22 protein-coding genes are annotated in these 25,814 nt (G+C 60.4%); 12 read left to right on the forward strand and 10 right to left on the reverse strand.

Annotated elements, in window-relative coordinates; genetic code table 11:
* The first annotated feature begins 4 nt into the window (after positions 1 to 4).
* The gene (locus ACR9ZQ_RS32520; protein WP_481429713.1) at positions 5 to 1,078 is read left to right on the forward strand and encodes an ABC transporter ATP-binding protein; all 1,074 of its coding nucleotides are present in this window, start codon (positions 5 to 7) and stop codon (positions 1,076 to 1,078) included.
* 102 nt (positions 1,079 to 1,180) lie between these two features.
* Here ACR9ZQ_RS32520 and ACR9ZQ_RS32525 read toward each other — a convergent pair whose 3' ends face one another.
* Positions 1,181 to 2,515: a dicarboxylate/amino acid:cation symporter gene (locus ACR9ZQ_RS32525; protein ID WP_481429714.1), complete on the reverse strand. Its 1,335-nt coding sequence runs from the start codon at positions 2,513 to 2,515 to the stop codon at positions 1,181 to 1,183.
* A gap of 207 nt (positions 2,516 to 2,722) precedes the next feature.
* Between ACR9ZQ_RS32525 and ACR9ZQ_RS32530 the strand changes: the two genes are divergently transcribed.
* The 7 genes from ACR9ZQ_RS32530 (at position 2,723) to ACR9ZQ_RS32560 (ending at position 13,241) form a co-directional block, all read left to right on the forward strand.
* Positions 2,723 to 4,600 carry a sensor histidine kinase gene (locus tag ACR9ZQ_RS32530; RefSeq protein ID WP_481429715.1) on the forward strand — a complete coding sequence of 626 codons (1,878 nt, stop codon included), beginning with the start codon at positions 2,723 to 2,725 and terminating at the stop codon, positions 4,598 to 4,600.
* Positions 4,597 to 5,964 carry a sigma-54-dependent transcriptional regulator gene (locus ACR9ZQ_RS32535; protein ID WP_481429716.1) on the forward strand — a complete coding sequence of 456 codons (1,368 nt, stop codon included), beginning with the start codon at positions 4,597 to 4,599 and terminating at the stop codon, positions 5,962 to 5,964. The genes ACR9ZQ_RS32530 and ACR9ZQ_RS32535 overlap by 4 nt, the downstream gene beginning before the upstream one ends.
* A gap of 131 nt (positions 5,965 to 6,095) precedes the next feature.
* Positions 6,096 to 7,445 (forward strand): FAD/NAD(P)-binding protein, encoded by a 1,350-nt coding sequence (locus ACR9ZQ_RS32540; RefSeq protein ID WP_481429717.1) that lies wholly within the window; start codon positions 6,096 to 6,098, stop codon positions 7,443 to 7,445.
* A 423-nt stretch (positions 7,446 to 7,868) separates the two neighbouring features.
* On the forward strand, positions 7,869 to 9,812 hold the full coding sequence (locus ACR9ZQ_RS32545) for a PrkA family serine protein kinase (protein ID WP_481429718.1): 1,944 nt from the start codon (positions 7,869 to 7,871) through the stop codon (positions 9,810 to 9,812).
* Positions 9,813 to 9,847: 35 nt separating this feature from the next.
* Complete coding sequence (locus ACR9ZQ_RS32550) at positions 9,848 to 11,125, forward strand: YeaH/YhbH family protein (RefSeq protein WP_310382027.1); 1,278 nt, start codon at positions 9,848 to 9,850, stop codon at positions 11,123 to 11,125.
* Positions 11,122 to 12,687, forward strand: a complete 1,566-nt coding sequence (locus ACR9ZQ_RS32555; protein ID WP_310382028.1) for a SpoVR family protein — start codon at positions 11,122 to 11,124, stop codon at positions 12,685 to 12,687. Before ACR9ZQ_RS32550 ends, ACR9ZQ_RS32555 begins: the two co-directional genes overlap by 4 nt.
* Positions 12,688 to 12,809: 122 nt before the next feature.
* On the forward strand, positions 12,810 to 13,241 hold the full coding sequence (locus ACR9ZQ_RS32560) for a hypothetical protein (RefSeq protein WP_481429719.1): 432 nt from the start codon (positions 12,810 to 12,812) through the stop codon (positions 13,239 to 13,241).
* Between the two features lie 26 nt (positions 13,242 to 13,267).
* Here the strand turns inward: ACR9ZQ_RS32560 and ACR9ZQ_RS32565 are convergent, their stop codons facing one another.
* Both ACR9ZQ_RS32565 and ACR9ZQ_RS32570 read right to left on the reverse strand, forming a co-directional pair.
* Entirely contained in the window at positions 13,268 to 13,912 is a 645-nt protein-coding gene (locus ACR9ZQ_RS32565) for a glutathione S-transferase N-terminal domain-containing protein (RefSeq protein ID WP_481429720.1), read from the reverse strand.
* Positions 13,913 to 13,920: 8 nt separating this feature from the next.
* Positions 13,921 to 14,286, reverse strand: coding sequence for an ArsR/SmtB family transcription factor (locus ACR9ZQ_RS32570; RefSeq protein WP_481429721.1), 366 nt, complete (start codon positions 14,284 to 14,286; stop codon positions 13,921 to 13,923).
* A 213-nt stretch (positions 14,287 to 14,499) separates the two neighbouring features.
* Between ACR9ZQ_RS32570 and ACR9ZQ_RS32575 the strand changes: the two genes are divergently transcribed.
* Genes ACR9ZQ_RS32575 through ACR9ZQ_RS32590 form a run of 4 tightly spaced genes read left to right on the forward strand, consistent with a single transcriptional unit; the run spans position 14,500 to position 19,356 of the window.
* Positions 14,500 to 15,345 carry an ABC transporter substrate-binding protein gene (locus ACR9ZQ_RS32575; RefSeq protein ID WP_481429722.1) on the forward strand — a complete coding sequence of 282 codons (846 nt, stop codon included), beginning with the start codon at positions 14,500 to 14,502 and terminating at the stop codon, positions 15,343 to 15,345.
* Between the two features lie 10 nt (positions 15,346 to 15,355).
* Positions 15,356 to 16,486: an LLM class flavin-dependent oxidoreductase gene (locus ACR9ZQ_RS32580; protein WP_481429723.1), complete on the forward strand. Its 1,131-nt coding sequence runs from the start codon at positions 15,356 to 15,358 to the stop codon at positions 16,484 to 16,486.
* Between the two features lie 24 nt (positions 16,487 to 16,510).
* Positions 16,511 to 18,340, forward strand: coding sequence for a TRAP transporter large permease (locus ACR9ZQ_RS32585; protein ID WP_481429724.1), 1,830 nt, complete (start codon positions 16,511 to 16,513; stop codon positions 18,338 to 18,340).
* A 17-nt stretch (positions 18,341 to 18,357) separates the two neighbouring features.
* Positions 18,358 to 19,356: a TRAP transporter substrate-binding protein gene (locus ACR9ZQ_RS32590; RefSeq protein ID WP_481429725.1), complete on the forward strand. Its 999-nt coding sequence runs from the start codon at positions 18,358 to 18,360 to the stop codon at positions 19,354 to 19,356.
* 77 nt (positions 19,357 to 19,433) lie between these two features.
* On the opposite strand, the gene ACR9ZQ_RS32595 is transcribed toward ACR9ZQ_RS32590, so the two are convergent.
* Genes ACR9ZQ_RS32595 through ACR9ZQ_RS32625 form a run of 7 tightly spaced genes read right to left on the reverse strand, consistent with a single transcriptional unit; the run spans position 19,434 to position 25,812 of the window.
* The gene (locus tag ACR9ZQ_RS32595; RefSeq protein WP_007826658.1) at positions 19,434 to 19,787 is read right to left on the reverse strand and encodes a cupin domain-containing protein; all 354 of its coding nucleotides are present in this window, start codon (positions 19,785 to 19,787) and stop codon (positions 19,434 to 19,436) included.
* Entirely contained in the window at positions 19,780 to 20,448 is a 669-nt protein-coding gene (locus ACR9ZQ_RS32600) for a cysteine hydrolase family protein (protein ID WP_481430959.1), read from the reverse strand. Before ACR9ZQ_RS32600 ends, ACR9ZQ_RS32595 begins: the two co-directional genes overlap by 8 nt.
* Entirely contained in the window at positions 20,445 to 21,995 is a 1,551-nt protein-coding gene (locus ACR9ZQ_RS32605) for an ABC transporter ATP-binding protein (protein ID WP_481429726.1), read from the reverse strand. Before ACR9ZQ_RS32605 ends, ACR9ZQ_RS32600 begins: the two co-directional genes overlap by 4 nt.
* Positions 21,992 to 22,693, reverse strand: coding sequence for a biuret amidohydrolase (gene biuH, locus ACR9ZQ_RS32610; RefSeq protein WP_481429727.1), 702 nt, complete (start codon positions 22,691 to 22,693; stop codon positions 21,992 to 21,994). Before biuH ends, ACR9ZQ_RS32605 begins: the two co-directional genes overlap by 4 nt.
* 11 nt (positions 22,694 to 22,704) lie before the next feature.
* Complete coding sequence (locus ACR9ZQ_RS32615; protein WP_481429728.1) at positions 22,705 to 23,721, reverse strand: formamidase; 1,017 nt, start codon at positions 23,719 to 23,721, stop codon at positions 22,705 to 22,707.
* A 34-nt stretch (positions 23,722 to 23,755) separates the two neighbouring features.
* On the reverse strand, positions 23,756 to 24,682 hold the full coding sequence (locus ACR9ZQ_RS32620; protein WP_481429729.1) for an ABC transporter permease: 927 nt from the start codon (positions 24,680 to 24,682) through the stop codon (positions 23,756 to 23,758).
* Positions 24,682 to 25,812, reverse strand: a complete 1,131-nt coding sequence (locus tag ACR9ZQ_RS32625; protein WP_310382051.1) for an ABC transporter permease — start codon at positions 25,810 to 25,812, stop codon at positions 24,682 to 24,684. Before ACR9ZQ_RS32625 ends, ACR9ZQ_RS32620 begins: the two co-directional genes overlap by 1 nt.
* Between the last annotated feature and the right edge of the window lie 2 nt (positions 25,813 to 25,814).

Consider the following 25,814-nt stretch of genomic DNA (forward strand, 5'->3'; position numbering starts at 1 on the left):
AATCATGGCATCCGTTCAACTGAACGATATTCGCAAGGCCTATGGCGCCGTCGACGTCATCCACGGCATTTCGCTTGACATCGAGGATGGGGAATTCGTCGCCCTCGTCGGGCCATCCGGCTGCGGAAAATCGACACTGCTGCGGATGATCGCTGGCCTAGAGGAGATCACGGACGGCGAGATCGCGATCGGCAGCAATGTCGTCAACAGCATGACGCCGCGCGAACGCAACATCGCTATGGTTTTCCAATCCTACGCGCTCTATCCGCATATGACAGTCGCGGAAAACATGGGTTTCAATCTGAAGCTCGCCGGTGTCAGGAAACCGCAGATCGAGGCCCGCGTCGCCGAGGCAGCCCGAATGCTGGATCTCGCCCAGCTTCTCGACCGCAAGCCGGCCCAGCTTTCCGGCGGCCAGCGCCAGCGTGTCGCCATGGGCCGCGCTATCGTGCGCAATCCCGCCGTCTTCCTGTTCGACGAGCCGCTGTCCAACCTCGATGCCAAGCTGCGTGTGCAGATGCGTTCGGAAATCAAGACGTTGCACCAGAAGGTCAGGACGACCTCGATCTATGTCACGCACGACCAGATCGAGGCGATGACGCTTGCCGACCGCATCGTTGTGCTCAATCAGGGCAGGGTGGAGCAGCAGGGCACACCGCTCGAACTCTACAGGAAACCGGCCAATCTCTTCGTCGCAGCGTTCATAGGGTCGCCGGCGATGAATATTCTCGACGGCACGGTGGACGGCGAAAACGGCGAGCCGGCCGCACGTCTTTCGGATGGAACCGCGATCCGCATCGCTCCGGACCGCAAGGTCCGTCCGGGCCAGGCGGTGATTATCGGCCTGCGCCCCGAGCATCTGACGCCTGATGGTAAGGATGGAAATGCGCTCGCCGGCCAGACCCTTCTTGTCGAGCCGACCGGCGCCCAGACGCATGTCGTCTTCGATCTGGCCGGTCAGCCGGTCACGGCGGTGGTGGATGGAGACTATGCCGCCCGCTACGGCGCCCGTTTCGAGGCCAATATCGCCAGCGATCAGGTCCATATTTTCGACCGAGGCACGGGTCTGGCGCTTTAAATCTGAGAGATCACCGACGATTCGGACGTGTGCCGGCTCGTCGACACCAAATGAAATCCGCCGCCAATCGTATGACTGGCGGCGGATTTGTTTTGTCAGTGTTTACTCGGCGGGCTGCGCCACTGGAACAAGCACGTCGCTGTCTTCGCGCAAATCGCCGGCCATTGCGGCGGCAAAGCGGGTCTGGTCGAGTTCGTTTTCCCAACGGGCGACGACGATAGTCGCGACGGCATTGCCGACAAGGTTCGTCAATGCCCGGCATTCCGACATGAAGCGATCGATGCCGAGGATGAGCGCCATGCCGGCGATCGGAACGGAGGGGACGACTGAGAGCGTGGCGGCAAGCGTGATGAAGCCGGCGCCGGTAATGCCGGCAGCACCCTTTGAGCTCAACATCGCCACCAGAAGCAGCAGGATCTGATCGCCGAAGCTTAGATGCGTATCGGTCGCCTGGGCGATAAAGAGTGCCGCCAGCGTCATATAGATGTTGGTGCCGTCGAGATTAAACGAATAGCCGGTCGGAATGACGAGGCCGACGACCGAGCGCTTGCAGCCGGCGCGTTCCATCTTGTTCATCAGGCCGGGCAGGGCGGCTTCGGAGGACGAAGTGCCGAGCACCAGCAGCAGTTCTTCCTTGATATAGCGCAGCAGCGCAAGGATGGAGAAGCCGTTGTAGCGGGCGACCGCGCCGAGCACGATCAGCACGAAGAGCAGCGATGTCAGATAGAAGGTGCCGATCAAGAAGGCGAGGTTGGCGATCGCACCGATGCCATATTTGCCGATGGTGAAGGCCATGGCGCCGAAGGCGCCGATCGGAGCGAATTTCATCAGGATTGCGACGAGGCGGAAGACCGGAGCGGTCAGAACCTGGAAGAAATCCAGCACAGGCTTGCCACGCTCGCCGACGGAGCCGAGCGCGATGCCGAAGACGACAGAGAAAAACAGCACCTGTAGGATGTCGCCCTTGGCGAAGGCGCCGACGATCGTGTCCGGGATGATGTTCATCAGGAAGCCGACGATCGTCGCATCATGGGCCTGGGCGGCATAATTGTTGACGGCCTTCGTATCGAGCGTCGCCGGATCGATATGCATGCCGGCGCCTGGCTGCAGCACGTTGGAAACAACGAGGCCAACGACGAGCGCCAGCGTCGAGAAGACGAGGAAGTAGCCGAGCGCCTTGCCGACCACGCGGCCGAACTTCTTGAGATCGGCCATGCCGGCAATGCCGGTCGTGACGGTCAGGAAGATAACGGGCGCGATCACCATGCGCACGAGCTTGATGAAGGCATCTCCGAGCGGCTGCAGCGAAGCGCCGAGAGAAGGGTAGAAGTGACCGAGCAGAATGCCGGCGGCGATGGCGGCGAGAACCTGCACGTAGAGGTGCCGGTAAAAGGGAGTTTTGCCGCGCTCTGTAGCGGCGTTCATTGCAATATCCATGGTGTCCTCCACTATGCCGGACGCCAATAGGGCGACGGCCAAGTCATGATGGTCAAACAGCCTCCCGACTGATGAGGACTTGTTTTGCAACGCGTGTGCCAGTTTCTTCCGACTTTCTAATTCATTGATATTATTGAATGTGTCCCGTTGATGAAGATGCGAAAGTGCGATTCTCCGCACAAAGTGATTTGCCGATCGTGCGAAAAAATGCACAATACGGCCATGCTCCAGAGGACAGCAAACGAACGTTTACTGACGCCTGAACAGCTTGGCCGGCGTTCCCGGTCCGTCTGGCTGATCTTTGCGGCGCTCGCCGCGGTCCTCATCGGAACGGCTCTTTACGGCGCCGGCATTTATGGCCGCCTGCAGGCAATTGCGGCGCTGGAGGATCAGGGGCAAACCGACGCCAATCTCAAGGTGGCGTTGCTGCGGGCCGTGCTCGAAGGGCCGCGGGCTCTGCCGCTGCTCCTTGCCGATGACCAGCAGGTGCGGGACGCTTTGGCCTCGGGGCGGGGAGAAGCCGTCATGGGGCTTGACCGCAAGCTCCAGAGCCTTGTCGCCGGCACCCGCGCCTCTGTTCTCTATGTAACCGGCAAGAACGGCATCGCGATCGCTTCCAGCAACTGGCAGGAGCCCCTGAGTTTTGTCGGCAACGACTATTCCTTCCGCGATTATTTCCGCCGTGCGATGGAAACGGGCACGGCAGAGCATTTCGCGCTTGGCAATGTCAGCAACCGGCCCGGCCTTTATATTTCCCGGCGGGTTGGGGACGCCGCGGCACCGCTTGGCGTCGTCGTCGTCAAGATGGAGTTCGATCAGCTGGAATCCGATTGGCGCGATGCGGTCCGGCCGGCCTATGTCATCGACGAGCACGGCGTCGTGCTCATCACCAGCCTGCCGTCCTGGCGTTTTATGACGGCGAAGCCTCTGCCGCAGGAAGGCCTTGCGGCGATCAGGAGCAGCTTGCAATTCGGCGAGGCGCCATTGCTGCCTTTGCCGATCGAGGAACGTCAGGCGCTGGGGCCTGGAGCTGCAATCGTCCATGCCATCATGCCGGGCGCCGGGGAGGGCGAGTTCCTGCGATTGCGCACGGAGGTGCCGTCGACAGCCTGGCAACTCGAATATCTTGTGCCGACCGAAGCGCCGATCGCCTCTTCGGTGCGTGAATGGCGGCTGCTGACATTGGCGGCCCTCATTCCGGTGCTGGCGATCATGACCTTCCTGCTGCGCCGCCGCCAGATCGTCGTCATGCGTATCGCGACCGAGCGCGCCGCCCGCGAGGAGCTGGAGCGCCGGGTGCTGGAGCGCACACAGGACCTGAGCCGCGCCCGTGACCGTCTGCAGGAGGAGATATCGGACCACCGCGCGACCGAGGCGCGGCTGCAGGTGGTGCAGCAGGAACTGGTGCAGGCGAACCGCCTGGCGATCTTGGGGCAGGTCGCCGCGGGCGTGGCGCATGAGATCAACCAGCCGGTCGCGACCATCCGCGCCTATGCCGACAATGCCCGAACCTTCCTCAAACGCCATCAGTCGGAATCGGCTGACGGCAATCTCGATGCGATTGCCAGCCTTACGGAGCGCATCGGCACCATCACCGAGGAGTTGAAGGCTTTTGCCCGCAAGGGCCGCACTGCGGCGGAGCCGATCGAACTGCGCGCCGTCATCGAAGGCGCGGTCGTACTGCTGCGCAGCCGTTTTGCCGGCCGATTGGATGCGCTCGATATCAGGCTACCTTCGGCCGATCTGAAGGTGAGCGGCAACCGCATCCGGCTGGAGCAGGTGCTGATCAATCTCTTCCAGAATGCGCTGGAAGCGCTGGAAGGCAGGGAAGGCGGGAAGGTTGAGGTCTTCTGCGAGGAGACGGACAGCGAGGTGGCGGTGACTGTGGCAGATAACGGCCCCGGCATATCGGAGGACATCCTCGGCTTACTCTTTTCGCCTTTCAACACCTCGAAAGAAAAAGGCCTGGGCCTTGGGCTGGTCATCTCCAAGGATATCGTTGCCGATTATGGCGGCCGTATCGAGGTCGAAAGCAACGAGATCGGCACCCGCTTTACCGTTTATCTACAAAAGGCACAGGCATGAGTGAAGCAATCCCGGTCTTGCTTATCGACGACGACAAGGATCTCCTGAAGGCGACGAAACAGACGCTGGAGCTTGCCGGCTTTTCTGTTTCGACCTTTTTCGCCGCTACGGAAGCGCTGAAGGATCTGAACGCGGAGTTCTCGGGTGTCGTCGTTTCCGATATCCGCATGCCGCATGTCGACGGATTGCAGCTCTTCGATCGGATCCGCCGGCTCGATGAAGACCTGCCCGTGATCCTGATCACAGGGCACGGTGACATCCCGATGGCCGTCAAGGCAATCAAGGATGGGGCCTATGACTTTATCACCAAGCCTTTCGCGGCCGACAGGCTGGTGCAAAGTGTGCATCGTGCCGCCGAAAAGCGCCGGCTCGTGCTCGACAACCGGTCGCTGCGCGATGCGGCCGAGCAGGCACAAGGCGACCTGCCGCTGATCGGCCAGACGCCGGCCATGGAGCGCCTGCGGCGAACGCTCCGGCAGATCGCCGACACTGATGTCGATGTGCTGGTGACCGGCGAGACTGGCAGCGGGAAGGAAGTGGTGGCAAGCCTGCTGCATCGCTGGAGCCGTCGCTCGAAGGGAAACTTCGTGGCGTTGAATTGTGGCGCCCTGCCGGAAACCGTGATCGAGAGCGAACTCTTTGGCCATGAGGCCGGCGCCTTCACCGGCGCGCAGAAGAAGCGCATCGGCCGCATCGAACATTCGAGCGGTGGGACACTCTTCCTCGATGAAATCGAAAGCATGCCGCCTTCCGCGCAGGTGCAGATGCTGCGCGTCTTGGAAATGCGGGAAGTCATGCCGCTGGGTACCAACGAGGTGCGACCCGTCGACCTGCGTGTGGTGGCCGCCGCCAAGATCGATCTCGGCGATCCGCGTGAGCGCGGCGATTTCCGCGAGGACCTTTATTATCGTCTCAATGTCGTGACGATCAGCATCCCGCCACTGCGCGACCGGTGCGACGATATCCCGCTTCTGTTCGCCCACTTTACCGAACGAGCCGCCAACCGTTTCAAGCGTCCGGCCCCGCCGGTTTCGCCCGAATTGCATCGCCATCTGAAAGACCACGACTGGCCAGGAAATGTACGCGAACTCTCGCACTTCGCCGAGCGCTTCGTGCTCGGTCTCGAAGCGGCGCCGGCGGAAACGCAGCAAAACGGGATGGCGAACAAAGAGGCCTCGCTCCCTTTGCCGGCGAGAATTGACCGCTATGAGGCCGATATCATCCGGGAGACGCTGACCCGGAACGGCGGCGACGTGCGCCGAACGATCGAAACGCTCGGCATTCCGCGCAAGACCTTCTATGACAAGCTGCAGCGTTATGGCATCGAGCGTGCCGCGTTCAGCTCTTCAAAGGCGGAGAGCTGACACATCGGTTACCGGCGGTGCCGAAACGGATCCGGGTATAAACACCTTGGTTGAGAGTCCGGGACCGTGACAAGTCGTCAAGCCGCGCTAGTTCCACCGATGCCTCACCCGGTGAATCATGGAACGAACGCTTGATTTATGATGTTGTTGTCGTCGGCTCCGGCTTTTCTGCGATCGCAGTCGTCTGCAATCTTGTCCGGAAACTTCCGCAGACGGCGTCCATCGCCGTCATCGGCGATGATCCGGGCTTCGGCAGAGGCACGGCCTATCGCACAGAAATGCATCTCCACCGGCTGAATGTTCCAGCGGCGCGCATGAGCCTCTTCACGGACAGGCCGGCCGATTTCGTGGAATGGCTGAGCCGCAAGAACCGTCCGTCGCGGGATGCCGATTTCGCGTCACGGAGCGATTATGGGCTCTATGTCAGGGATACGCTTGCAGATCTCCTGCGGTATCGGGACGACCGGTGCCGCGTCGATTTCATCAAGGCCAAGGCCACCGGCTGCGTCGAGCGCTATCCGGGCGCCCTCGGCTTTCTGCTGGAGCATGGCGGTGAAATCGCCGGCCGCCGCGTCGTCCTCTGTCTTGGATTGGGAAATGCGAAATTGCCGGTCGATACCGGAGTTCTTGGGAGCGTCACGCGTTCGTATGTGATCGAAAACCCCTGGCGCCTCTCCTGGTTGACACATGTCGGCCCGCAGGATCGGGTCTGTATCCTGGGCTCGGGCCTTACCATGATCGATCAGGTTCTTGGGCTTCGGTCGCATGGGCACCGCGGCCGCATCGATGTTCTCTCCCGGCGCGGGCTCGCGCCACACGGACATGTCCGCGATCCGAAATCACTTGCCGCCATCGAGATCGATGCAAAGGGGGCGACACTCAGCCAAATCCTGCACGATATCAGGCGACAGGTGAGATCGGGGACCGACTGGCGAAGCGTCATGGATGGGCTGCGGCCCAAGACCCAGGCGATCTGGCAGAACCTCGCTCCAGCGGAGCGGTCGCGTTTCCTGCGGCATGCGCTGCCATGGTGGAACATCCATCGCCATCGCGTGGCGCCTGACATCTACGACCGGTTCGAGCAACTGCGGCAGCAGGGCGTCGTCAATTTCCACGCCGGCTATCTCAAAACGCTCAAGGACGCCGGCGACGGGATCGGCATCGAATACCGCAAGAGAGGACGCCGTGAGACGATCGCTCTCACAGTCGATTGGATCGTCAATTGTACGGGGATGGAACGGGCAGGGCTGGCGCATTCACCGCTTCTGCAGGAAATGCGCCGGCAGGGCTTTGTCGTCGCAGATTCGCTTAGGCTCGGAATCTCGGTAAACCGGGATTCGCGCGTGCTGAATTCAGAAGGTGCGGCGCAATCGAACCTTTATGCGGTGGGGGCGCTGACAGCCGGTCAATTCTGGGAGATTACCGCCGTTCCCGATATCAGGGCTCAGGCAGAACAGGTCGCTGCGCAAATAGCAATGTGAGAAGGACCCCAGCCTTGACCGCATGGGTTGCGCCGCTGGCCTGTTTTCGATCAGGCCTTGTTTTTCTCACGGGCGGTTCTTGAAGGCATATTTCACATTCGGACGGCGAGAAATCCTCGCTCCATCGAATCAGGCAGCCCTTTAAGGGGCACCAACACATATTCGCGTCATGGCGTGAAGGTGCGCGGCGTTCTCTTTCATACCGCGCGCGAATAATACTCCCGGTGCTGCCGCAAATCTATAGAGGGGGTCAACTTTCGAGGATCAAATCGGCAGGTTACGCGCAATTTTTTGTGTAGCGATGCTGGAATGCCAGCGATGTCTTATTTCCGTCTAGGAGGACCTTGATCTTTCGAAACATTGGCGCACCATCTTACTTAGCGAAGGCGAAAATCGCTGAGGCAGACCTTTATAGGAGGGCCTATGCTGAACAACTCCCTATTTGATGCGTTCACCCGTAACTACGAGTCTCGCCGCGAGACGGATATGTCTATCGCGGACTATCTGTCCTTATGCAAGAAGGATCCGATGGCTTATGCCAACGCCACCGAGCGGCTGCTGGCGGCAATCGGCGAACCTGAGATCATCGATACAGCCAAGGATTCGCGGCTCGGGCGGGTCTTCATGAACAGGACGATCCGAACCTATCCGGCCTTTGCGGGATTTTTCGGTATGGAAGAGACGATCGAGCGGATCGTGTCTTTCTTCCGACATGCAGCCCAAGGCCTGGAAGAGCGTAAGCAGATCCTCTACCTGCTCGGTCCCGTCGGCGGTGGCAAGTCTTCGCTTGCGGAGCGCCTGAAGCAGCTCATGGAGGTCAATCCCATCTATGTGCTGAAGGCCGGCGACGACCTGAGCCCGGTCTTCGAAAGCCCCCTTAATCTCTTCGATCCCTTGGCCATGGGGCCGTTGCTGCTCGAAGAATACGGTATCCCCACCCGTCGCCTCAGTGGCCTGATGAGCCCATGGTGCCTGAAGCGCCTCGACGAGTTCGACGGCGATATCTCTCGCTTCCGCGTCGTGAAAATCCAGCCGTCCCGCCTTCGCCAGATCGGGATTGCCAAGACCGAGCCGGGTGACGAGAACAACCAGGACGTCTCATCGCTGGTCGGCAAGGTCGATATCCGCAAGCTCGAGCACTATTCGCAGAACGATCCAGACGCCTACAGCTATTCCGGCGGTCTCAATCGCGCCAATCAGGGCATTCTGGAATTCGTTGAGATGTTCAAGGCGCCGATCAAGATGCTGCACCCGTTGCTGACGGCGACGCAGGAAAGCAACTACATGGGCACCGAGAATATCGGTGCGATCCCGTTCTCGGGTATCATCCTTGCCCATTCGAACGAAGCGGAATGGCAGACTTTCAAGGCCAATAAAAACAATGAAGCCTTCATCGACCGCATCTGCGTCATCAAGGTTCCCTATTGCCTCCGAGTCATGGAGGAGCAGAAAATCTACGAGAAGCTGATCGAGGGCTCGGAGCTTGCAGATGCAGCCTGCGCGCCAGCGACGCTGGAGATGCTGGCCCGCTTCTCCGTCCTGTCACGGCTTCGCAAGCACGAGAATTCCAATCTCTTTTCAAAGATGCGTGCCTATGACGGTGAAAGCCTGAAGGAAACCGATCCGCGTGCCAGAAGCGTGCAGGAATATCGCGACTCTGCCGGTGTCGACGAGGGCATGGACGGAATATCGACACGTTTTGCCTTTAAAGTCCTTGCGTCGACGTTCAACCACGACACGACGGATATCGGCGCCGATCCGGTGCATCTGATGTATGTTCTGGAACAGGCTATCCGCCGCGAGCAGTTTTCCGAGGAGACGGAAAAGCGCTATATGGAGTTCATCAAGGCAGAACTGGCACCGCGTTATGCGGAATTCATCGGCAACGAGATCCAGAAGGCCTATCTGGAATCCTACTCCGATTACGGTCAGAATCTGTTCGACCGTTACGTCGATTACGCGGATGCCTGGATCGAGGACGTCGATTTCAAAGACCCCGATACAGGACAGTTGCTCGACCGCGAACTTCTGAACCAGGAACTGACGAAGATCGAAAAACCCGCGGGCATCGCCAATCCCAAGGATTTCCGCAACGAGATCGTCAAGTTCTGCCTCAGATCGCGCGCCCACAATGGCGGCAAGAACCCGTCCTGGACCAGTTATGAAAAAATCCGGGAAGTGATCGAAAAGCGGATGTTTTCGCAGGTCGAGGATTTGCTGCCGGTCATCTCCTTCGGATCGAAGAAGGATAGCGAGACTGAAAAGAAACACAGTGAGTTCGTCTCGCGCATGGTCGCGCGGGATTATACCGAACGGCAGGTTCGCCGGCTGGTGGAATGGTACATGCGCGTCAAGCAGGCGAGTTAGGTAGGCTGTCCGGCGAGTACCCATTAGGAGCAAACATGCACATCATTGACCGGCGGCTCAATCCGCGCGGTAAAAGTTTAGAAAATAGACAACGGTTTCTACGGCGTGCCAAGGACGCCGTAGAACAAGCGGTTAAACGATCTTTGCAAAACCGCTCCATCCGCGATGTGCTTGATGGCGGTGAGGTCACTCTTCCGATCGGCGGCATGGCCGAACCGGGCCTTCACCGGGGCGGAGGAGGAATTCAGGATCGTATCCTTCCCGGCAATCAGAAATTCGTCGAGGGTGATTTCATCAAGCGTCCGCCGGCATCGGGCGGAGGCCGTTCGTCCGAGGCGGGGGAGGGCGACGGCGAAGACGGCTTCCGCTTCGTCCTGACCCGGGAGGAGTTCCTCAATATCTTCCTCGAAGATCTGGAATTGCCTGACCTCGCCAAGCGCCGATTGAGCGAGACCGAGGAAGTGACGCCGCAAAGGGCCGGTTTTTCTGTCTCCGGCTCTCCCTCCAACATCGCCGTCGGGCGCACGACACGCCTTGCCATGATGCGGCGCCTGGCGCTTCATCGCCCGAAGGTAGAGGACATAGAGGCACTTCAGAAGCAGATCGACGAATGCGACAATGCGGAAGAGCGCCTTGTTCTTGAAGACAGGCTGAGGACCTTGACGCTCAAGAGCAAGCGCATCCCCTATATCGACCCGCTCGACGTCCGCTACCGGCGCTTTGAAAACACACCGAAGCCTGTCGTCAAGGCGGTGATGTTCTGCCTCATGGACGTGTCCGGTTCCATGAGCGAGCATATGAAGGATCTCGCCAAGCGTTTCTACCTGCTCCTCTATCTCTTCCTGTCGCAGCGTTATGAGAAGGTGGAGATCGTCTTCATCCGCCATACTGAAAAGGCGGAGGAAGTCGATGAGGAGACTTTCTTCTATAGCCCGGCGACAGGTGGCACGCTGGTTTCCAGTGCGCTGGCGGTCATGCGCTCGATCGTTGCCGCGCGCTTCGATCCGACGGAGTGGAACATCTATGCCGCGCAGGCTTCCGATGGCGACAATTCCTATTCCGACGGCGCTCTGACCGGCCAGTTGCTACAGCAGGAAATCCTGCCGGTTTGCCAGTACTTTGCCTATATCGAAGTCGGTGAGGAAGACGGGGATTCCTCAATGTCGAGGTCACCGCTCTGGACGCTCTATCAGGAGATCCGCTCCGCAGCACTGCCTCTTGCCATGCGCAAGGTCTGCCGCAGGAACGAGATATTCCCTGTTTTCCATGACCTGTTTCAGAAGAAGGCTGCCAAGGCAGGGGCTACGCCATGAAGACCAGCACGCGGCATAAGGAAAAGCTTCTGTTTGAAGGGGCTGACTGGGATTTTCCGACCCTGCAACGCATTCATGATGCCTGCGAGGACATTGCGCTTGGGGAACTGGGGCTCGATGTCTATCCGAACCAGATCGAGGTCATTACATCGGAGCAGATGCTCGATGCGTATTCCTCGACAGGCATGCCGCTGTTCTATCGCCACTGGTCCTTCGGGAAGCATTTTGCCCATCACGAAGCCTTCTACCGCCGCGGGATGCGCGACCTCGCCTATGAGATCGTCATCAACAGTTCGCCCTGTATCTCCTATCTCATGGAGGAGAACACGGCGACCATGCAGACGCTGGTCATTGCGCATGCTGCCTTCGGCCACAACCACTTCTTCAAGAACAACTATCTGTTCAAGCTCTGGACCGACGCCGAAGGCATCCTCGATTATCTCGACTTCGCCAAGAGCTACATCTCCCGCTGCGAAGAACGATATGGCGAAGTGGCCGTCGAACGCACACTCGATGCCGCACATGCGCTGATGTCGCACGGTGTGCACCGCTATGCCGGCAAGACGACGGTCGACCTCCGGCAGGAAGAAAAGCGGCTGCAGGAGCGCCGTGCGCACGAGGAGAAGATTTTCAACGATCTCTGGCGCACCGTGCCTGTCGGCCTCAAGCGCAACAAGTCCGATCGCGATCTCGAGCACCGGCGTGCCGCACTCGGTTTGCCGCAGGACAATATCCTTTACTTCCTCGAAAAATCCGCGCCCCGGCTGCATTCCTGGCAGCGAGAGATCTTGCGCATCGTGCGCCACGTCGCCCAGTATTTTCATCCCCAGCGCCAGACCAAGGTGATGAACGAGGGGACCGCCACCTACGTCCATTACAACATCATGCAGCGCCTGCACGAGCGCGGGCAGCTCAGCGACGGCAACTATTTCGAGTTTCTGAAATCGCACACCAATGTCGTGTTCCAGCCGATGTACGATGATCGGCGGTTCTCCGGCTTCAATCCCTATGCGTTGGGCTTTGCGATGATGCAGGATATCGAGCGCATCGTGACGGAGCCGACTGGCGAAGACCGCGACTGGTTTCCTGACATCGCCGGACGGGGCGATCCGATGGCGGTTCTGCGTGATATCTGGGCCAACTACCGCGACGAGAGTTTCGTCAGCCAGTTCCTGAGCCCGAGCCTCATGCGGCGCTGGCGCATGTTCCAGCTCCATGACGACCCGGAGATTCAGGAGGGTATCCTGGTTTCCGCGATCCATGACGAGCGCGGTTATCGGCGTATCCGCCGGCAACTTTCCCGCGGCTACGATATTGGCCATACCGATCCCGCGATTGAGATCGTCGACGTCGATCTCGCAGGTGACCGTAGATTGCTGTTGCAGCACCGAGCCGCCAATGACGAGTTCCTGGAAGAGGAGGATCTGAAGCTCGTCCTGCAGCACCTTGCCGATCTCTGGAGCTATGACGTTCTGCTGGAAGAACTCGACAGCAAGGAGAGTGTCGTCCGGAAGCACGTCGCCCATCCGCGGACATTTTCGCGACAGAGCGAATTCGCCTGAGTGGCGGGATTCTGCCTGCATTTAAGAGACACGATTCTTCAAACGTGATTGGACAGGCAGCGTAGTTGGGATCAACCTTTCCGAGGGGGCGTGCAGTCTATTTTTCCAAATAGGAGGCCGTCATGGAACAATACGCAGTCGATCAGCTTAAGGCTATAGCCAGGGTCAGCCGTACCACGCCACAACTGTCTCGCGCCGAGCGGTTGGACCGGTGGGCGCAGCTTCTGGAAGTCGATCCTGCGCGTTCGCTCGTTACTCTTCGGGAAACCGAATATCTACCCCGCGACCAGCGGATACTGATGAGGATCACCGGGTCACCCATATCCGTAGCCTATGACGATCCGGTTCTGCGTGCCGCGGGTCTCGAAGGCGATACTTATGGGGACGCCCAGAGCTTCTTCGATCTTAACGATCGGCAACTGCACGGGCTCGTCTGCTCCTGCCATTTCGGAGCACGGGTCGATGCGGGTGTCGTCGCCCGCCATCTGAGAGCGACCTCCATACCGGGCATGAGGGGCATTCTGGCGCGCATGCGGCTGATGTTTACGCGATAGGCCGACTGCCTATCCGAACCCAATGATCAGACACCTGGCGGCAGCGGAACCGGAACCGGGGTGGTGAAATGTGGCACTTCGTAGCCGCGCTTCACCTGCGGCCGGGCGGCAAGCTGCAGATACCAGCGGCGGACATTCGGGAAGTCGTTTAGGTCGATCTTGTGGCGCACGAAGCGCGAAACCCAGGGCCAGACGGCCATGTCGGCGATGGAATAGTCGCCGACAAGGTACTCCCGGCCTTCAAGTCTTGCATCAAGTGTTTCATAGAGCCTTATTGTATCCTTGCGGAAAAGCTCTTCGGCGAAGGGCGCGCGACCTTCGTTGTAGGTCAGGAAATGATGGGCATGGCCGAGCGTCGGCCCGAAGCCGCCCATCTGCCACATCAGCCATTCGATCGTGTGATGGCGGGCAGCACCTTCACGCGGCAGGAACCGTCCTGTCTTTTCGGCGAGATAGAGAAGAATGGCCCCGGATTCGGCGAGTGTAGTACCGGTTTCGTGGTCGACGATGGCTGGGATTTTGCTGCCCGGATTGATCGTCACATAGTCGGCGGAAAACTGATCGCCTTTGGTGATATCGATCGTGTGGGTTTTATAGGGAAGCCCGAATTCCTCGAGCGCGATCGATATCTTCAGGCCGTTCGGCGTGATCCAGGTATAGAAGTCGATCATAGGAGCGGTCAGTCGAACATCACTTCATCGACCGGCAGCTTTGCCATGCCGAAACGGCCGGTGACGTCGTCGAGGCCGGAGAACATGTCCCGCAACGCGTGGACGATGGTTTTAATCCTCGGATCGACCACGCGGTAGACGATCGCCTTGCCGTCACGGCGCCCTTCGATGACGTTTGCTTCGCGCAACTCCGCAAGCTGTTGGGAAAGCGTCGGTTGGCGGATGCCGAGTTCGTCTTCCAGAGCGGACACCGATGCTTCCGTTTCCATCAGATAACAGACAATTGCCAGCCGGTTCGCATTGGCGACCAGCTTCAGAAGTTCGCTCGCCTCGCCGACACTGCGGCAGACCCTCAATGATACGGGTTTGGTCATGGTCATCTCTCTTGTTCTACAAAAAAGTAAAGTGAGTGCTCGGAAATTTCAATGCTCAGCCGCTTTGGGACGCATTTGCGATAAAAGATTTTATTATCGGTAGATTTAATAGGCTTTTTGATCTGATTTCCCGCGGTCTGCAGGAGGACTTTTCTCGCTTTCAATTTATAAAAAAGTAAATTGATGGCAGTGACAATCCCGACCGGAATGAAGATGAGAATCGGCGTCCATCCCAACAATCTCCACTTGCGGCTCGCCAGCGTATGGCCGGGTGCCTTTGCCGGGCTCGATCCAATCTTCGTTCCCTATGGTGAAGGCCGGGACACAGCCTCTCTGCTGGAAAGCGGCGCGATCCATGTCGGCGGAACCGGCTCGACGCCGCCAATCGAGGCGGATGCGCGTGGCCTTCATGTCGAATATGTCGCCGCATCGGCACCGCGGCCAGCCAATGGCGCAATCTTCGTGCGCGCCGACAGTGATATCGGCTCGGTAGCTGATCTTGCCGGCCGAAAAATCTCGCTGATCGATGGTTCGTTTCACACCTATCTGCTCGCTCGCAGCCTGGAGGGCGAGGATCTTGCGCTTGGTGACGTCGAGCGCATCGAAAGCGGCACGCGGGATTCCCTGACGGAGCTGCTGGAGGGCAGGGTTGATGCCTGGGTCGCCATGTCGCCGCGGCTGGAGAAGGCGATCGAGCGGACGGACCTCCGTCTCATCGTCCGATGTGGCGCCACCATCCCCAACCGGTCGCTCTTCTGGAGCCTCGCGCGCATCGGACTTTCCCCCAGAGAAATTGCCGGCATTGCCTCGGAGCTTGCCCGTGTCGGCAGCGAGATCACCGCCGATGCGGTAAGGGCAGCTCACCTTCTGGCGGAAAACGACCGTAGCGGTATCGACGCCGAGGCCTGGGAGAGGGTGGTACGCGCACGCGATTTCTCGGTCGTGCCGATCGATGCAGCAGTGCTGGCCGAGCAGCAGGAGGAAGCCGACACGCTCTTCCGCCATGGCCATTTTGATTGCGCGGTCGCCATTGGCGGACCGCTGGAAGCGACGAAGTGAGGAGCCGGGAATGAACGTCTTCTGGTATATGTGTGCTCCTGACGGCGCCTATCCGTGGCAGCCGGAAGGCTCGCGTCAGGTCGATTACGGTTATTACAAGCAACTCGCCCAGGCTTACGATCATCTGGGTTACACAGGCGCACTCTTTGCGACCGGCGCTCACGATGTCTGGGTGCTGGCAAGCGCGCTGCTTTCCTATACCGAACGGCTGCGTTTCCTCGTCGCCATCCATCCCGGGCTCGTCGCGCCGACGCTGCTGGCCAAGATGGCAGCAACCTTCCAGGAATTTGCGCGTGGACGTCTGCTGATCAACGTCGTCTCAGGCGATGCCAAGATGCTCGGCGCCTATGGGATGATGCTACCACATGATGAGCGCTACGACATGGCGGACGAATATCTAGAGGTCTGGCATCGACTCTTCGCCGGTGAAAGTGTCACCTATCAGGGCAAGTATTTCTCCACCGACGGCGCCAAGCTCGCCCTGCCTGTCGGCGAAAGCATCGCCTCGCCGCCGCTCTGGTTCGGCGGCTCCTCCGACAAGGCGCTCGATGTCGCGGCAAAGCACGTCGATACCTACCTTTCCTGGGGTGAAACGCCGGAGCAGATCAAGGGCAAGGTCGACGCCGTGAAGGCGCGTGCCGCCCAATACGAACGTGAGCTCGAATATGGCATCCGCCTTTATGTGATCGTGCGTGATACCGACGAAAAGGCGTGGGAAGCCGCCGCTGATCTCTATGGCCGCATGGATGAGGCGGCAATTGCCGCCAACCAACGCTTCGTTGCCCGCAGCGATTCTGTCGGCCAGCAGCGCATGACGGCGCTGCATGGTGGCCTGAAGCCGGACAACCTGCGCGATCTTGAAGTCGCTCCCAATCTCTGGGCCGGCATCGGCCTGGTACGGCCCGGTCCCGGCACGGCGATTGTCGGCTCGCCCGATACAGTGCTGCGCACGCTGGAGGCCTATCAGAGGGCCGGCGTCGAAACCTTTATTCTTTCCGGCATGCCGCTGCTTGAGGAAGCCTATCGTTTCGGCGAAAAGGTTCTGCCGCGTCTTGATGTCAGCAGGGAAGTGTCGAAGGCGCGCAACTACACCTGGTCGACGCTCTTCGATCGTGACCTTTCCACCGTCAAGAGCGCCTGACCCTCCGGCAAGAAAGCAAGTTCTGTGGCAGCAAGCGAATTCCACCCAGCCGAACAGGAGACGACAGGTAATGGGCTTGCAGCCCGCATCCTGAAGACGACCGAAGCCGTACTCGGCGTAGCCGCTGCGTCCGTGCTTGCCTTGCTGCTCTTCATGGTGCTGGTTACGGTCTGTATGCGCTATTTCTTCGCGGCTGGCTTCATCGGCGTCGAGGATCTCGGTATCTGGTTGCATGTGTTGCTGATCGCGCTCGGCGCGCCGCTCAGCCTCAACAGTGCGCTCGCCATGCGCCTTGACGTCTTCGTCAAGATGTTGCCAGAGCGCCTTCATCCGGCAACGCAGGTTGCGGCAGACGTCTTTACCGTGCTGTCCGGCCTGATCCTGAGCTTCGGCGGCAGCGAGATCATGACCATGCTCGGCGGCGTCTCTCCGACGCTCGGCGTGCCGGAATGGATCCGATTCGGCTTTCTCGGCGCCGGCGGCGCGCTGATCCTCGTCGTTCTTCTGCTGCAGCGCATCGCCGAAGGAAAGGCTTGGCCGGTCCTGCTCTCCCTCGTAATTGGCATGGCTCTCTATGCCGGCATTCCCTTTGTCTCTGTCGAACTCGACTGGCCACCCAGCATCTTCCTCGGCCTGATTGCCGCGATCGGCCTCGTACTTGCCGCGCCGCTACCGCATGCTTTCCTGGCGGCTGCCTATGTCGTGATTGCCTTCGGCAGCAGCCTGCCGGAGCCGGCGATCGTCTCTTCGACAGTCACGGGCATTTCGAAATTCCTGCTGCTTGCCATCCCCTTCTTCCTGCTTGCTGGCGGTCTGCTGACGGCATCGGGCGTTGCCAACCAGCTCGTACGCTTTGCCGCCGCCATGGTCGGCCATCGCCGTGCCGGTCTCGCCCAGACGACGCTGCTCACCAGCGTGCTCTTTTCCGGTGCATCCGGCTCCTCGGTTGCTAATGCCGCCTTCGGTGCGTCCACCTTCCAGCCGGAGCTCGTCCGCCACGGTTATCCGCCGGCAAAGGCCGCAGCGATCATCGCGGCGACCTCGGTTCTAGACAATGTCATCCCGCCGTCGATCGCCTTCCTGATCCTGGCAACCGCCACCAATCTTTCGGTTGGCTCCCTGCTGGTCGGGGGCTTCTTTGCCGGTGGTCTGATGGCGATCTGCCTTGCGGTCGCTATCCATCTGACGGTCCGCAATCAGGCGCCGCTGCCCCGAGCCACATCTGTGCAGCGCTGGCAGTCGGCCGTCCAGGCAATTCCGGCTTTCGGTCTCGGCGTCATCGTCGTGATCGGCATCCGCATCGGCATCGTCACGACGACGGAGGCCGCGGCCCTTGCCGCCTTCTACACCTTCTTGCTTGGCATCGGTGCACGGCTTGGCGTCCTCTCGCTTTACACGGCCTTCCGGCAGGCGGCTGTCGAGGCCGCCGCGATCGGCCTGCTGATCGGCACGGCTGGCCCCTTTGCCTTCCTGCTCGCGGTCGACGATGTCTCGGGCCTGATCTCACACCTGACGACGGTGCTTGGCGGCAGTGCGCTCGCCGTCATCCTGCTGTCCAACATCATCCTGCTTGTGGTGGGCCTCGTTCTCGACATCGGCGCGGCGATCCTGCTTTTCGGCCCGATCCTGTTGCCGGCGGCCGTCGCCGCAGGCATCGATCCCATTCATTTCGGCGTCATCATCGTCGTCAACCTGATGATCCACGGCCTGACACCGCCGCTCGGCATGCTGATCTTCGTCGTCAGCGGCGTGACCCGCATTCCAGCTTCCGCCCTCTTCAAGGCGGTTGTTCCCTATCTGCTTGCTCTTCTCGTTTCCCTCGCAATCCTTTGCGCCTGGGCGATCATCTTCTAACGGACAGGACCTTATTCATGGACAATCTCAACCGACGCAATTTCCTGAAGACCGCTGCGATTGCCGGCACTGCCCTTGCCGCCCCGGCCTTCGTTCGCACGGCGGCTGCCCGCACGACGACGATCACGATCGCCTCACTGCTCGGCGACGATAAGCCGGAGACGAAGATCTGGGTAAAGATCAGCGAGCTGGTCGAGGCCAAGCTGCCGGGCCAGTTCAAGTTCAACATCGTCAAGAGCGGTGCGCTCGGCGGCGAAAAGGAAGTGGCAGAGGGCGTTCGCCTCGGCTCCATCCATGCCAGCCTGTCGACGGTCTCTTCGCTCTCCGGCTGGGCGCCGGAACTGCAGATCCTCGACCTTCCCTTCCTGTTCCGCGATGCCGATCATGTGCGCCGCACCGTCAGCGGAGATGTCGGCGCCGAACTGAAGGGCAAGCTGCAGGCGCAGAATTTCGTCGTCGGCGATTTCATCAATTACGGCGCCCGTCATCTGCTCACCAAGGAGCCAGTGACGCGTCCGGAACAGCTGAAAGGCAAGCGCATCCGCGTCATCCAGAGCCCGCTGCACACCAAGCTCTGGAGCGCCTTCGGCACGACGCCGATCGGCATCCCGATCACCGAGACCTATAATGCGCTGGCAACGGGCGTCGCTGACGCGATGGACCTCACCAAATCGGCCTATGCCGGCTTCAAGCTCTATGAAGTCGTGCCCTACATGACCGAGACCGGCCATATCTGGGCGTCGGGCATCATCTATTATTCCTCGACCTTCTGGGGCGGTCTGAACGACGAGCAGAAGGCCGTCTTCCAGCAGGCCTCCACGGAAGGTGCTGCCTACTTCAACCAGCTGATCGTCGATGACGAGGTCGCATCGGTCGAAATCTCGCTGAAGAACGGCGGCAAGCTGCTGAAGCCCGAAGCCTTCGACGAATGGCAGAAGGGTGCACAGGGCGTCTGGGACGATTTCGCCCCCATCGTCGGTGGCCTCGACCGTATCAAGGCCGTCCAATCGGCCTGAACAAGCTCTGAACGCGAGGCTGGCCTGTCAGCCAGCCTCGCTCAGTCGTTAGGTTGACGAAGCAGGTGCTGCCGAATTTACGCTGCTTCCTCTCCCAGTATTTTCACCGGCCTGTCCCACTGGATCAACACCACGCAACCGGTATCGCTCCAGACCGAATGTTCGGTGCCCGGCGCATTGACGATATAGCTGCCGCGGCCGTAGTCGCCCGCTTCATCCGATTGCACACCGTCGAGGACGAGAATGGTTTCCAGTCCTTCATGCCGATGGCGGGGAACGCTGGCGCCGGCCTCATATTTCAACAGCGCCACGCCCGGCTGGTCACCGTCGAAAGGACGGATCCAATGGATCGTCACTTCATCGCGGAAGGGGCCGAATTCAAGTGTCTTCCAGCCATCTGAAGTCAGGAGTTCGCGGGTGGTCTCAGGCATGGGCGATGCTCTCCAGGATGTCGTCGACATGCGCCGTCCAGCCGACGATCGCGCCCTGGGCGCGGATCATGGCTATGGCAGCCGCCTTGAATTCGGGAAAGTAACTTTCCGTCGCCTCCTCGGCGAGCAGGCATTCATAGCCACGGTCGTTCGCCTCGCGCATGGTCGTCTGAACGCAGACCTCGGTCGTCACGCCGGCAAAGACGAGCTGCTTGATGCCCTTCCACTGCAGCACGTCGCCGAGCTCGGTGGCGTAGAAGGCGCCCTTGCCAGGCTTTTTGATAACCACTTCGCCCTTGATAGGCGCAAGTTCCGGCAGGATCGCGGTGCCAGCTTCTCCCGAGATGAGGATGCGACCCATTGGGCCTTCATCGCCGATCCGGAGCGTCGGGTTGCCGCGGTCGCGTTTTGCCGGTGGGAGGTCGGAAAGGTCAGGTCGGTGACATTCCATCGTGTGGATCACCGGCAGACCAGCATTGCGAAAGCCTTGGATGAGGCGTTTGACGTCGGGCACGATCCTGGTGATGCGGCTGACATCGTTGCCAAGGCTTGCTCCGAAGCCGCCAGGCTCGGCGAAGTCGCGCTGCATGTCGATGACGATGAGGGCCAGTTGGTCGTGCTTCGCCGGGAAGTCGAAGGGTTCTGCCTTGATCGCCATCAGTGATGTCCTGCCATATGTGCGCCGATGACGCCGATATCGGCCGAACGCGCGGGTGTTTCGTAAACCAGCTTGCCTTCGGAAATCACCATGATGCGGTCGGACATTTCGAGCAGCTCATCGAGGTCTTCCGAGAGCAGCAACACGGCCGTACCGGAATTGCGGGCTTTCATGATGCGGGCACGGATCTCCGCAACGGCCGAGAAATCGAGGCCGAAACAGGGGTTGGAAACGATCAGCAGATCGACCTCGCCCGTCAGTTCGCGGGCGAGTACGGCGCGCTGCACGTTGCCACCCGAAAGCGCTGCGATCGGTGAGGAGGAGGAGGCCGTCTTGACTTTAAAATCGAAGATCAGGTCGGTGGCGCGTTTCTTCATCTTGCCCTTGTTCAGCCAGATCGCATCCTTGCCATCCGCCTTCAGATCGAAGGTGCGGAAGGCGAGGTTTTCGCTAACCGTCATGCGCGGCGCGCAGGCATTTTGCAGCGGTTCCTCAGGGATGAATCGGACATTGTTCCTGCGGGTCTCCGGGCGCGTCGCGCCATAGGTCTCGCCTTTGACACTGACGCGGCCGGTATCGGTCGGCCGCTGGCCGGCGAGGATTTCCGTCAGTTCCTTCTGGCCATTGCCCGATATGCCGGCAATGCCGACGATCTCGCCGGAGCGAACAGTGAGATTGTCGATCTCGATGGTCTTGAGGCCTGAACGGTCCGGCGCCTTGACCTGCTCGACCGTCAGCACCGGCCTGGCATTGTCGGAAATCGGAACGCGGGTGTCGAGTTCGGCCAGTTTGACGTCACCAATCATCATCGCTGCCATGTCGGCGGCGGAAAGCTCGCCAACCTTGCCGGTGCCGACGAGCTTGCCGCGCCGTAGGATGGAGACGGCATCGGCGAATTTCGTGACTTCGTGAAATTTGTGGGAGATCATCAGCACGGTCAGCTCGCCTCGTTCGGTCATGCCACGCACGAGGCCGAGCATCTCGTCGGCTTCGGCAGGCGTCAGCACCGAGGTCGGCTCGTCGAGTACCAGAAAGGAGCGGCCGAGATAGAGCTGCTTGACGATCTCGAGCTTCTGCTTTTCGCCGGCGGCAAGTTCGCTCACCGGCCGATCGAGAGGGATCTTGAAGGGCATACGCTCCATGAAGGCAGCAAGATCCTTGCGCTCCTTCGCCCAGTTGATGATGGCGGGCACTTCGGCGCGGCTGATGACGAGGTTTTCCGCACCCGTCAGCGAAGGGACCAGCGTGAAGTGCTGGTAGACCATGCCGAGCCCATAGGTTGCCGCATCCTTCGGCGAAGCGATCGCCACTTCGCGGCCATCGACGGAAAGCGCGCCTGATGTGGCATGGTAGAAGCCCATGATGCATTTGACGAGGGTCGATTTGCCGGCGCCGTTCTCGCCGAGCAACGCGTGGAAGCTGCCCGAGGGCACCTTGATCGACACATGGTCGAGTGCGGTGAAGCTGCCGAAGCGCATCGTCATGTCGATCGTGTCGATGCCGACAGCCTTGCCGGCCTGCGGAAGAGAGGTGTCGCGGACCGTACTCATGGGAGTTGGCTCACAAGCGTTTCAGAATTGGAGACTGAGCCGAATACGCCGCCCTGCATCTTCACCATCTTGATGGCAGCGAGGTGGTTGCCGTAATCAGTCGCGCCGCAGCAGTCTTCCAGAAGCAGGCATTCATAGCCGCGGTCATTTGCCTCGCGCATGGTGGTGGAGACGCAGACGTCGGTGGTGATGCCGGTCAGGATGATATTCTCGATGCGCTTCTGGTTGAGGATCAATTCCAGATCGGTCGCGCAGAAGGAACCCTTGCCGGGCTTGTCGATGATCGTCTCGCCTTCGATAGGGTAGAGTTCCGGAATGATGTCCCAACCGGGTTCGCCGCGTGTGAGGATACGCCCGCACGGGCCCGGATCGCCGATACCAGCGCCGATGCGCTGTGAGCGCCAGCGCTTGTTGGCCGGCAGGTCGGCAAGATCAGGGCGATGGCCCTCGCGCGTGTGGATGATGTGGTAGCCCTTGGCTCGCATGGTGGCCAGGACCTTCTTGATCGGCTCGATCGGCGCCTGCACCAGCGACAGGTCATAGCCCATGTGATCGACATAGCCGCCCTTGCCGCAGAAATCCGTCTGCATGTCGATGATGATGAGTGCGGTATTATCGGGCCGCAGGGCGCCATTATAGGGCCAGGCATAGGGATCGGCGTCGATATAATGTCCTTTGGTTTCGACCATGGCGTCCATCGTCTTTTCTCCTATTCACCCGCGAGTTTGAATGTTTCGCCGTAGCGGCGCGTCGGCTTGTCGAAGCCGCAGGATGTGCCGTCCGTGACCTTCACCTGATTCTCCCAAGGGAGGCGGTATTTGCCGGCGATAAGATCGTGCATGTAGGAATAGGGCGCATCGCCAGCGCCACCGGAAACAGCGACATAGCCGCGATGGCCGAACTGATAGATGTTGTTTTCGACCCCCCAGCCGAGTTGTGCTTCGCGGACGAGATCGGGCCGAACCTCAGCGGTGATGATCTCGTTGACCCGGCCGGATGTGCCATGGGCGATGATCGAGCCGTCGAAATTGCAGATCATGCCTTCGCCCATCGAGTTGAAGGTGCCGTCAGAGCCGCACATGCAGACGCTCGCCGTGAGCATGAGGTTGCAGAAGGCGTTCGACTGGTTGGTGAATTTCCAGCTTTCGCGGATCGGCGCCGTGTAGCCGGCCGTGCGGATCATGATTTCCGCACCCTTATACGCGCATTCGCGCGCCATCTCGGGAAACATGCCATCATGGCAGATGATGAGCGCGAGCTTGGCGCCTTTCGGCCCGTCGATGACGGGAACGCCGAAGTTGCCGGGCTCCCAGGGTTCGACAGGCACCCAGGGGTGCATCTTGCGGTAATAGAGCTTCAGCTCGCCTTTATCGTCGATGATGATACCGGAATTATAGGGCATACCATCAGGGTTCAGCTCCATGATCGAGAAGCAGCCCCAGATCGCGTTCTCCCTGCAGGCCTTCTTGAAGGCCGCGACCTCCGGCCCGTCGAGCGTGCACATGATCTCGGGATTAATATCCATCGACAGGCCGTGCAGGGCATATTCCGGAAAGACGACCAGATCCATGCCGGGCTGGTTGCGCCGCGCCTTGCCGACGAGATCGACGATCAGCTGCGTCTGGCGGGCGAGATCTTCCCTTGTGATGGTGACAGGAAGCTGCAGCTGCACAAGGCCGATGCCGACGCCATGTTCCGACTTGTTCAATCCGCCGAGACCATTCATGGCTTGGCTCCTTTCATGCTTATTTCTCTCGGGCTTATTTCGTCAGGGAAAGCGCGCCGGGTGCACCGGCGAGCGAACGTGTCGGCGAGGACGTCGCGATCATGATAACCAGCGTCAGCACGTAGGGGGCGGCATAAAAAAGGTAGTAACCCTGTGTGACGCCGACCGATTGCAGTGCTGGCCCTAGCGCGCCAGCGCCGCCGAAGAGCAGAGCGGCGAGGAAGCAGCCGATCGGGTTCCAGCGGGCGAAGACGACGAGTGCGACGGCCATCAGGCCCTGGCCGGAGGAAATGCCCTCATTCCAGGAACCGGGATAATAGAGCGATAGATAGGCGCCGCCGATTGCCGCCAGCGAACCGCCGACGGCGGTGGCAAACAGGCGGACGCGATCCGGGTTGATGCCCATGGCGCGTGCGGCATCAGTGCTGTCGCCGACGACGCGCAGGACCAGGCCGACACGGGTGTTCTTGAAGGCCCACCAGAGTATGAAGGCGAGTGCCGCGCCAAGCAGGAAGAGTACATTGATATTCAGCGCCGCCTGGATCTGGGGCATGCTGGACCAGAAACCCAGGGGGATTGCAGGCAGGTGCGGCGCGGCCGGCTGGATGAACGGCTTACCAAGAAAGAAGGCAAGACCGAGCCCGAACTGCATCATGGCGATGCCGATCGCGATATCGTTGACCTTAGGCCATTTGCAGATCCAGCCATGCACGAGGCCGAAGACCCCACCCGTCGCCATGGCCGCCAGCACGCCGAGCCAGGGCGAATTGCTCATGACGGCAACGGCGTAGGCCGTCATGGCACCGAAGACCAGCGTGCCTTCAAGGCCGAGATTGATGCGGCCGGAGCGTTCGGTGATGGTCTCGCCGAGGCTGACGAAAATGAAGGGCGTGGAAACGCGGATGGCGCCTGCGAGGATGCCGAGGGGCACGCCCCATATGCCGATACCTGTCTCTTCCATCAGAGGCTCCTTTTCCAGAGGTCGGGATTGAAGATCTTGAAGCGGCCGTAGAAGGTCTCGCAGAAGAGAATGACAATGAAGAGCGTGCCCTGCAGCACCAGAACGGTGGCATCCGGCAGGCCCATGCGGCGCTGGATGAGGCCGCCCGAGGCATCGATGCCGCCGAGCAGGATCGCGACCGGAATGATCGCCAGCGGATTGTGCCGGGCGAGGAAGGCGACGAGGATGCCGGTGTAACCGTAACCTGCGGCAAGCGATGCATTGGCGCTGCCCTGGACGGCGGCGACCTCGACCATGCCGGCGAGGCCTGCAAAACTGCCGGCGATCGCGGTGAAGCCGACGATCAGCCTGCCGACCGGAAGACCTTGGATCTGGGCGGCGCGTACATTGCCGCCGGCGATGCGGGCCGCAAAGCCGTAGCTCGTCACCTCGATCAGGATCCAGGAGAGGATACAGGCGACGATGCCGATCACGAGACCCCAATGCACGTCCATGCCCGGGATGTTGCCGAGCATATATTCTGGCGGCAGCGGCGTGGTCGAAGGTTTGTTGAGGCTGGCAGGATCACGCAGCGGCCCTTCGACGAACTGGTTCATCAGGGCGATGGCGATATAGGACAGCAGCAGCGACGAGATCGTCTCGTTGACGCCGCGATAGTGGCGCAGGAAGCCGGCTAGGCCGATCCAGATACCGCCGACCACCATGGCGGCAATGCCCATGAGAATGAGGGTCAGGAAAACAGGCGCGGGGCCTGCAAGCGGCATGGCCATGGCCGCGGCGGCAACGCCGCCCAGCACGACCGCTCCTTCCCCGCCGATGATGACGAGGCCGAGGCGGGCGGGCAGGGCGACGCAAAGTGCCGTCAGGAGAAGGGGTGCGGCACGGCTTAGGCTGTTCTGCACCGAAAACCAGCTGCCGAAGCCGCCGGTATACATGAGCTGGAAGAGCATCGCCGGCGATCTGCCAATCGCCAGGATGAACAAGGAGAAGAGCGCAAGACCGATCAGGATGGCCGCAAGGCCGATGACAACAGGTTCGGCATGTCGCGCGATCCATTCGAGGAAGGGGCGCAGCGACGCCGGCTTTTCGGAAGCGACTGAGATTGCGGGATCGTTGGCCTGGACAGTCATGG

The organism is Rhizobium sp. KNZ14-9A (genome assembly GCF_056755015.1).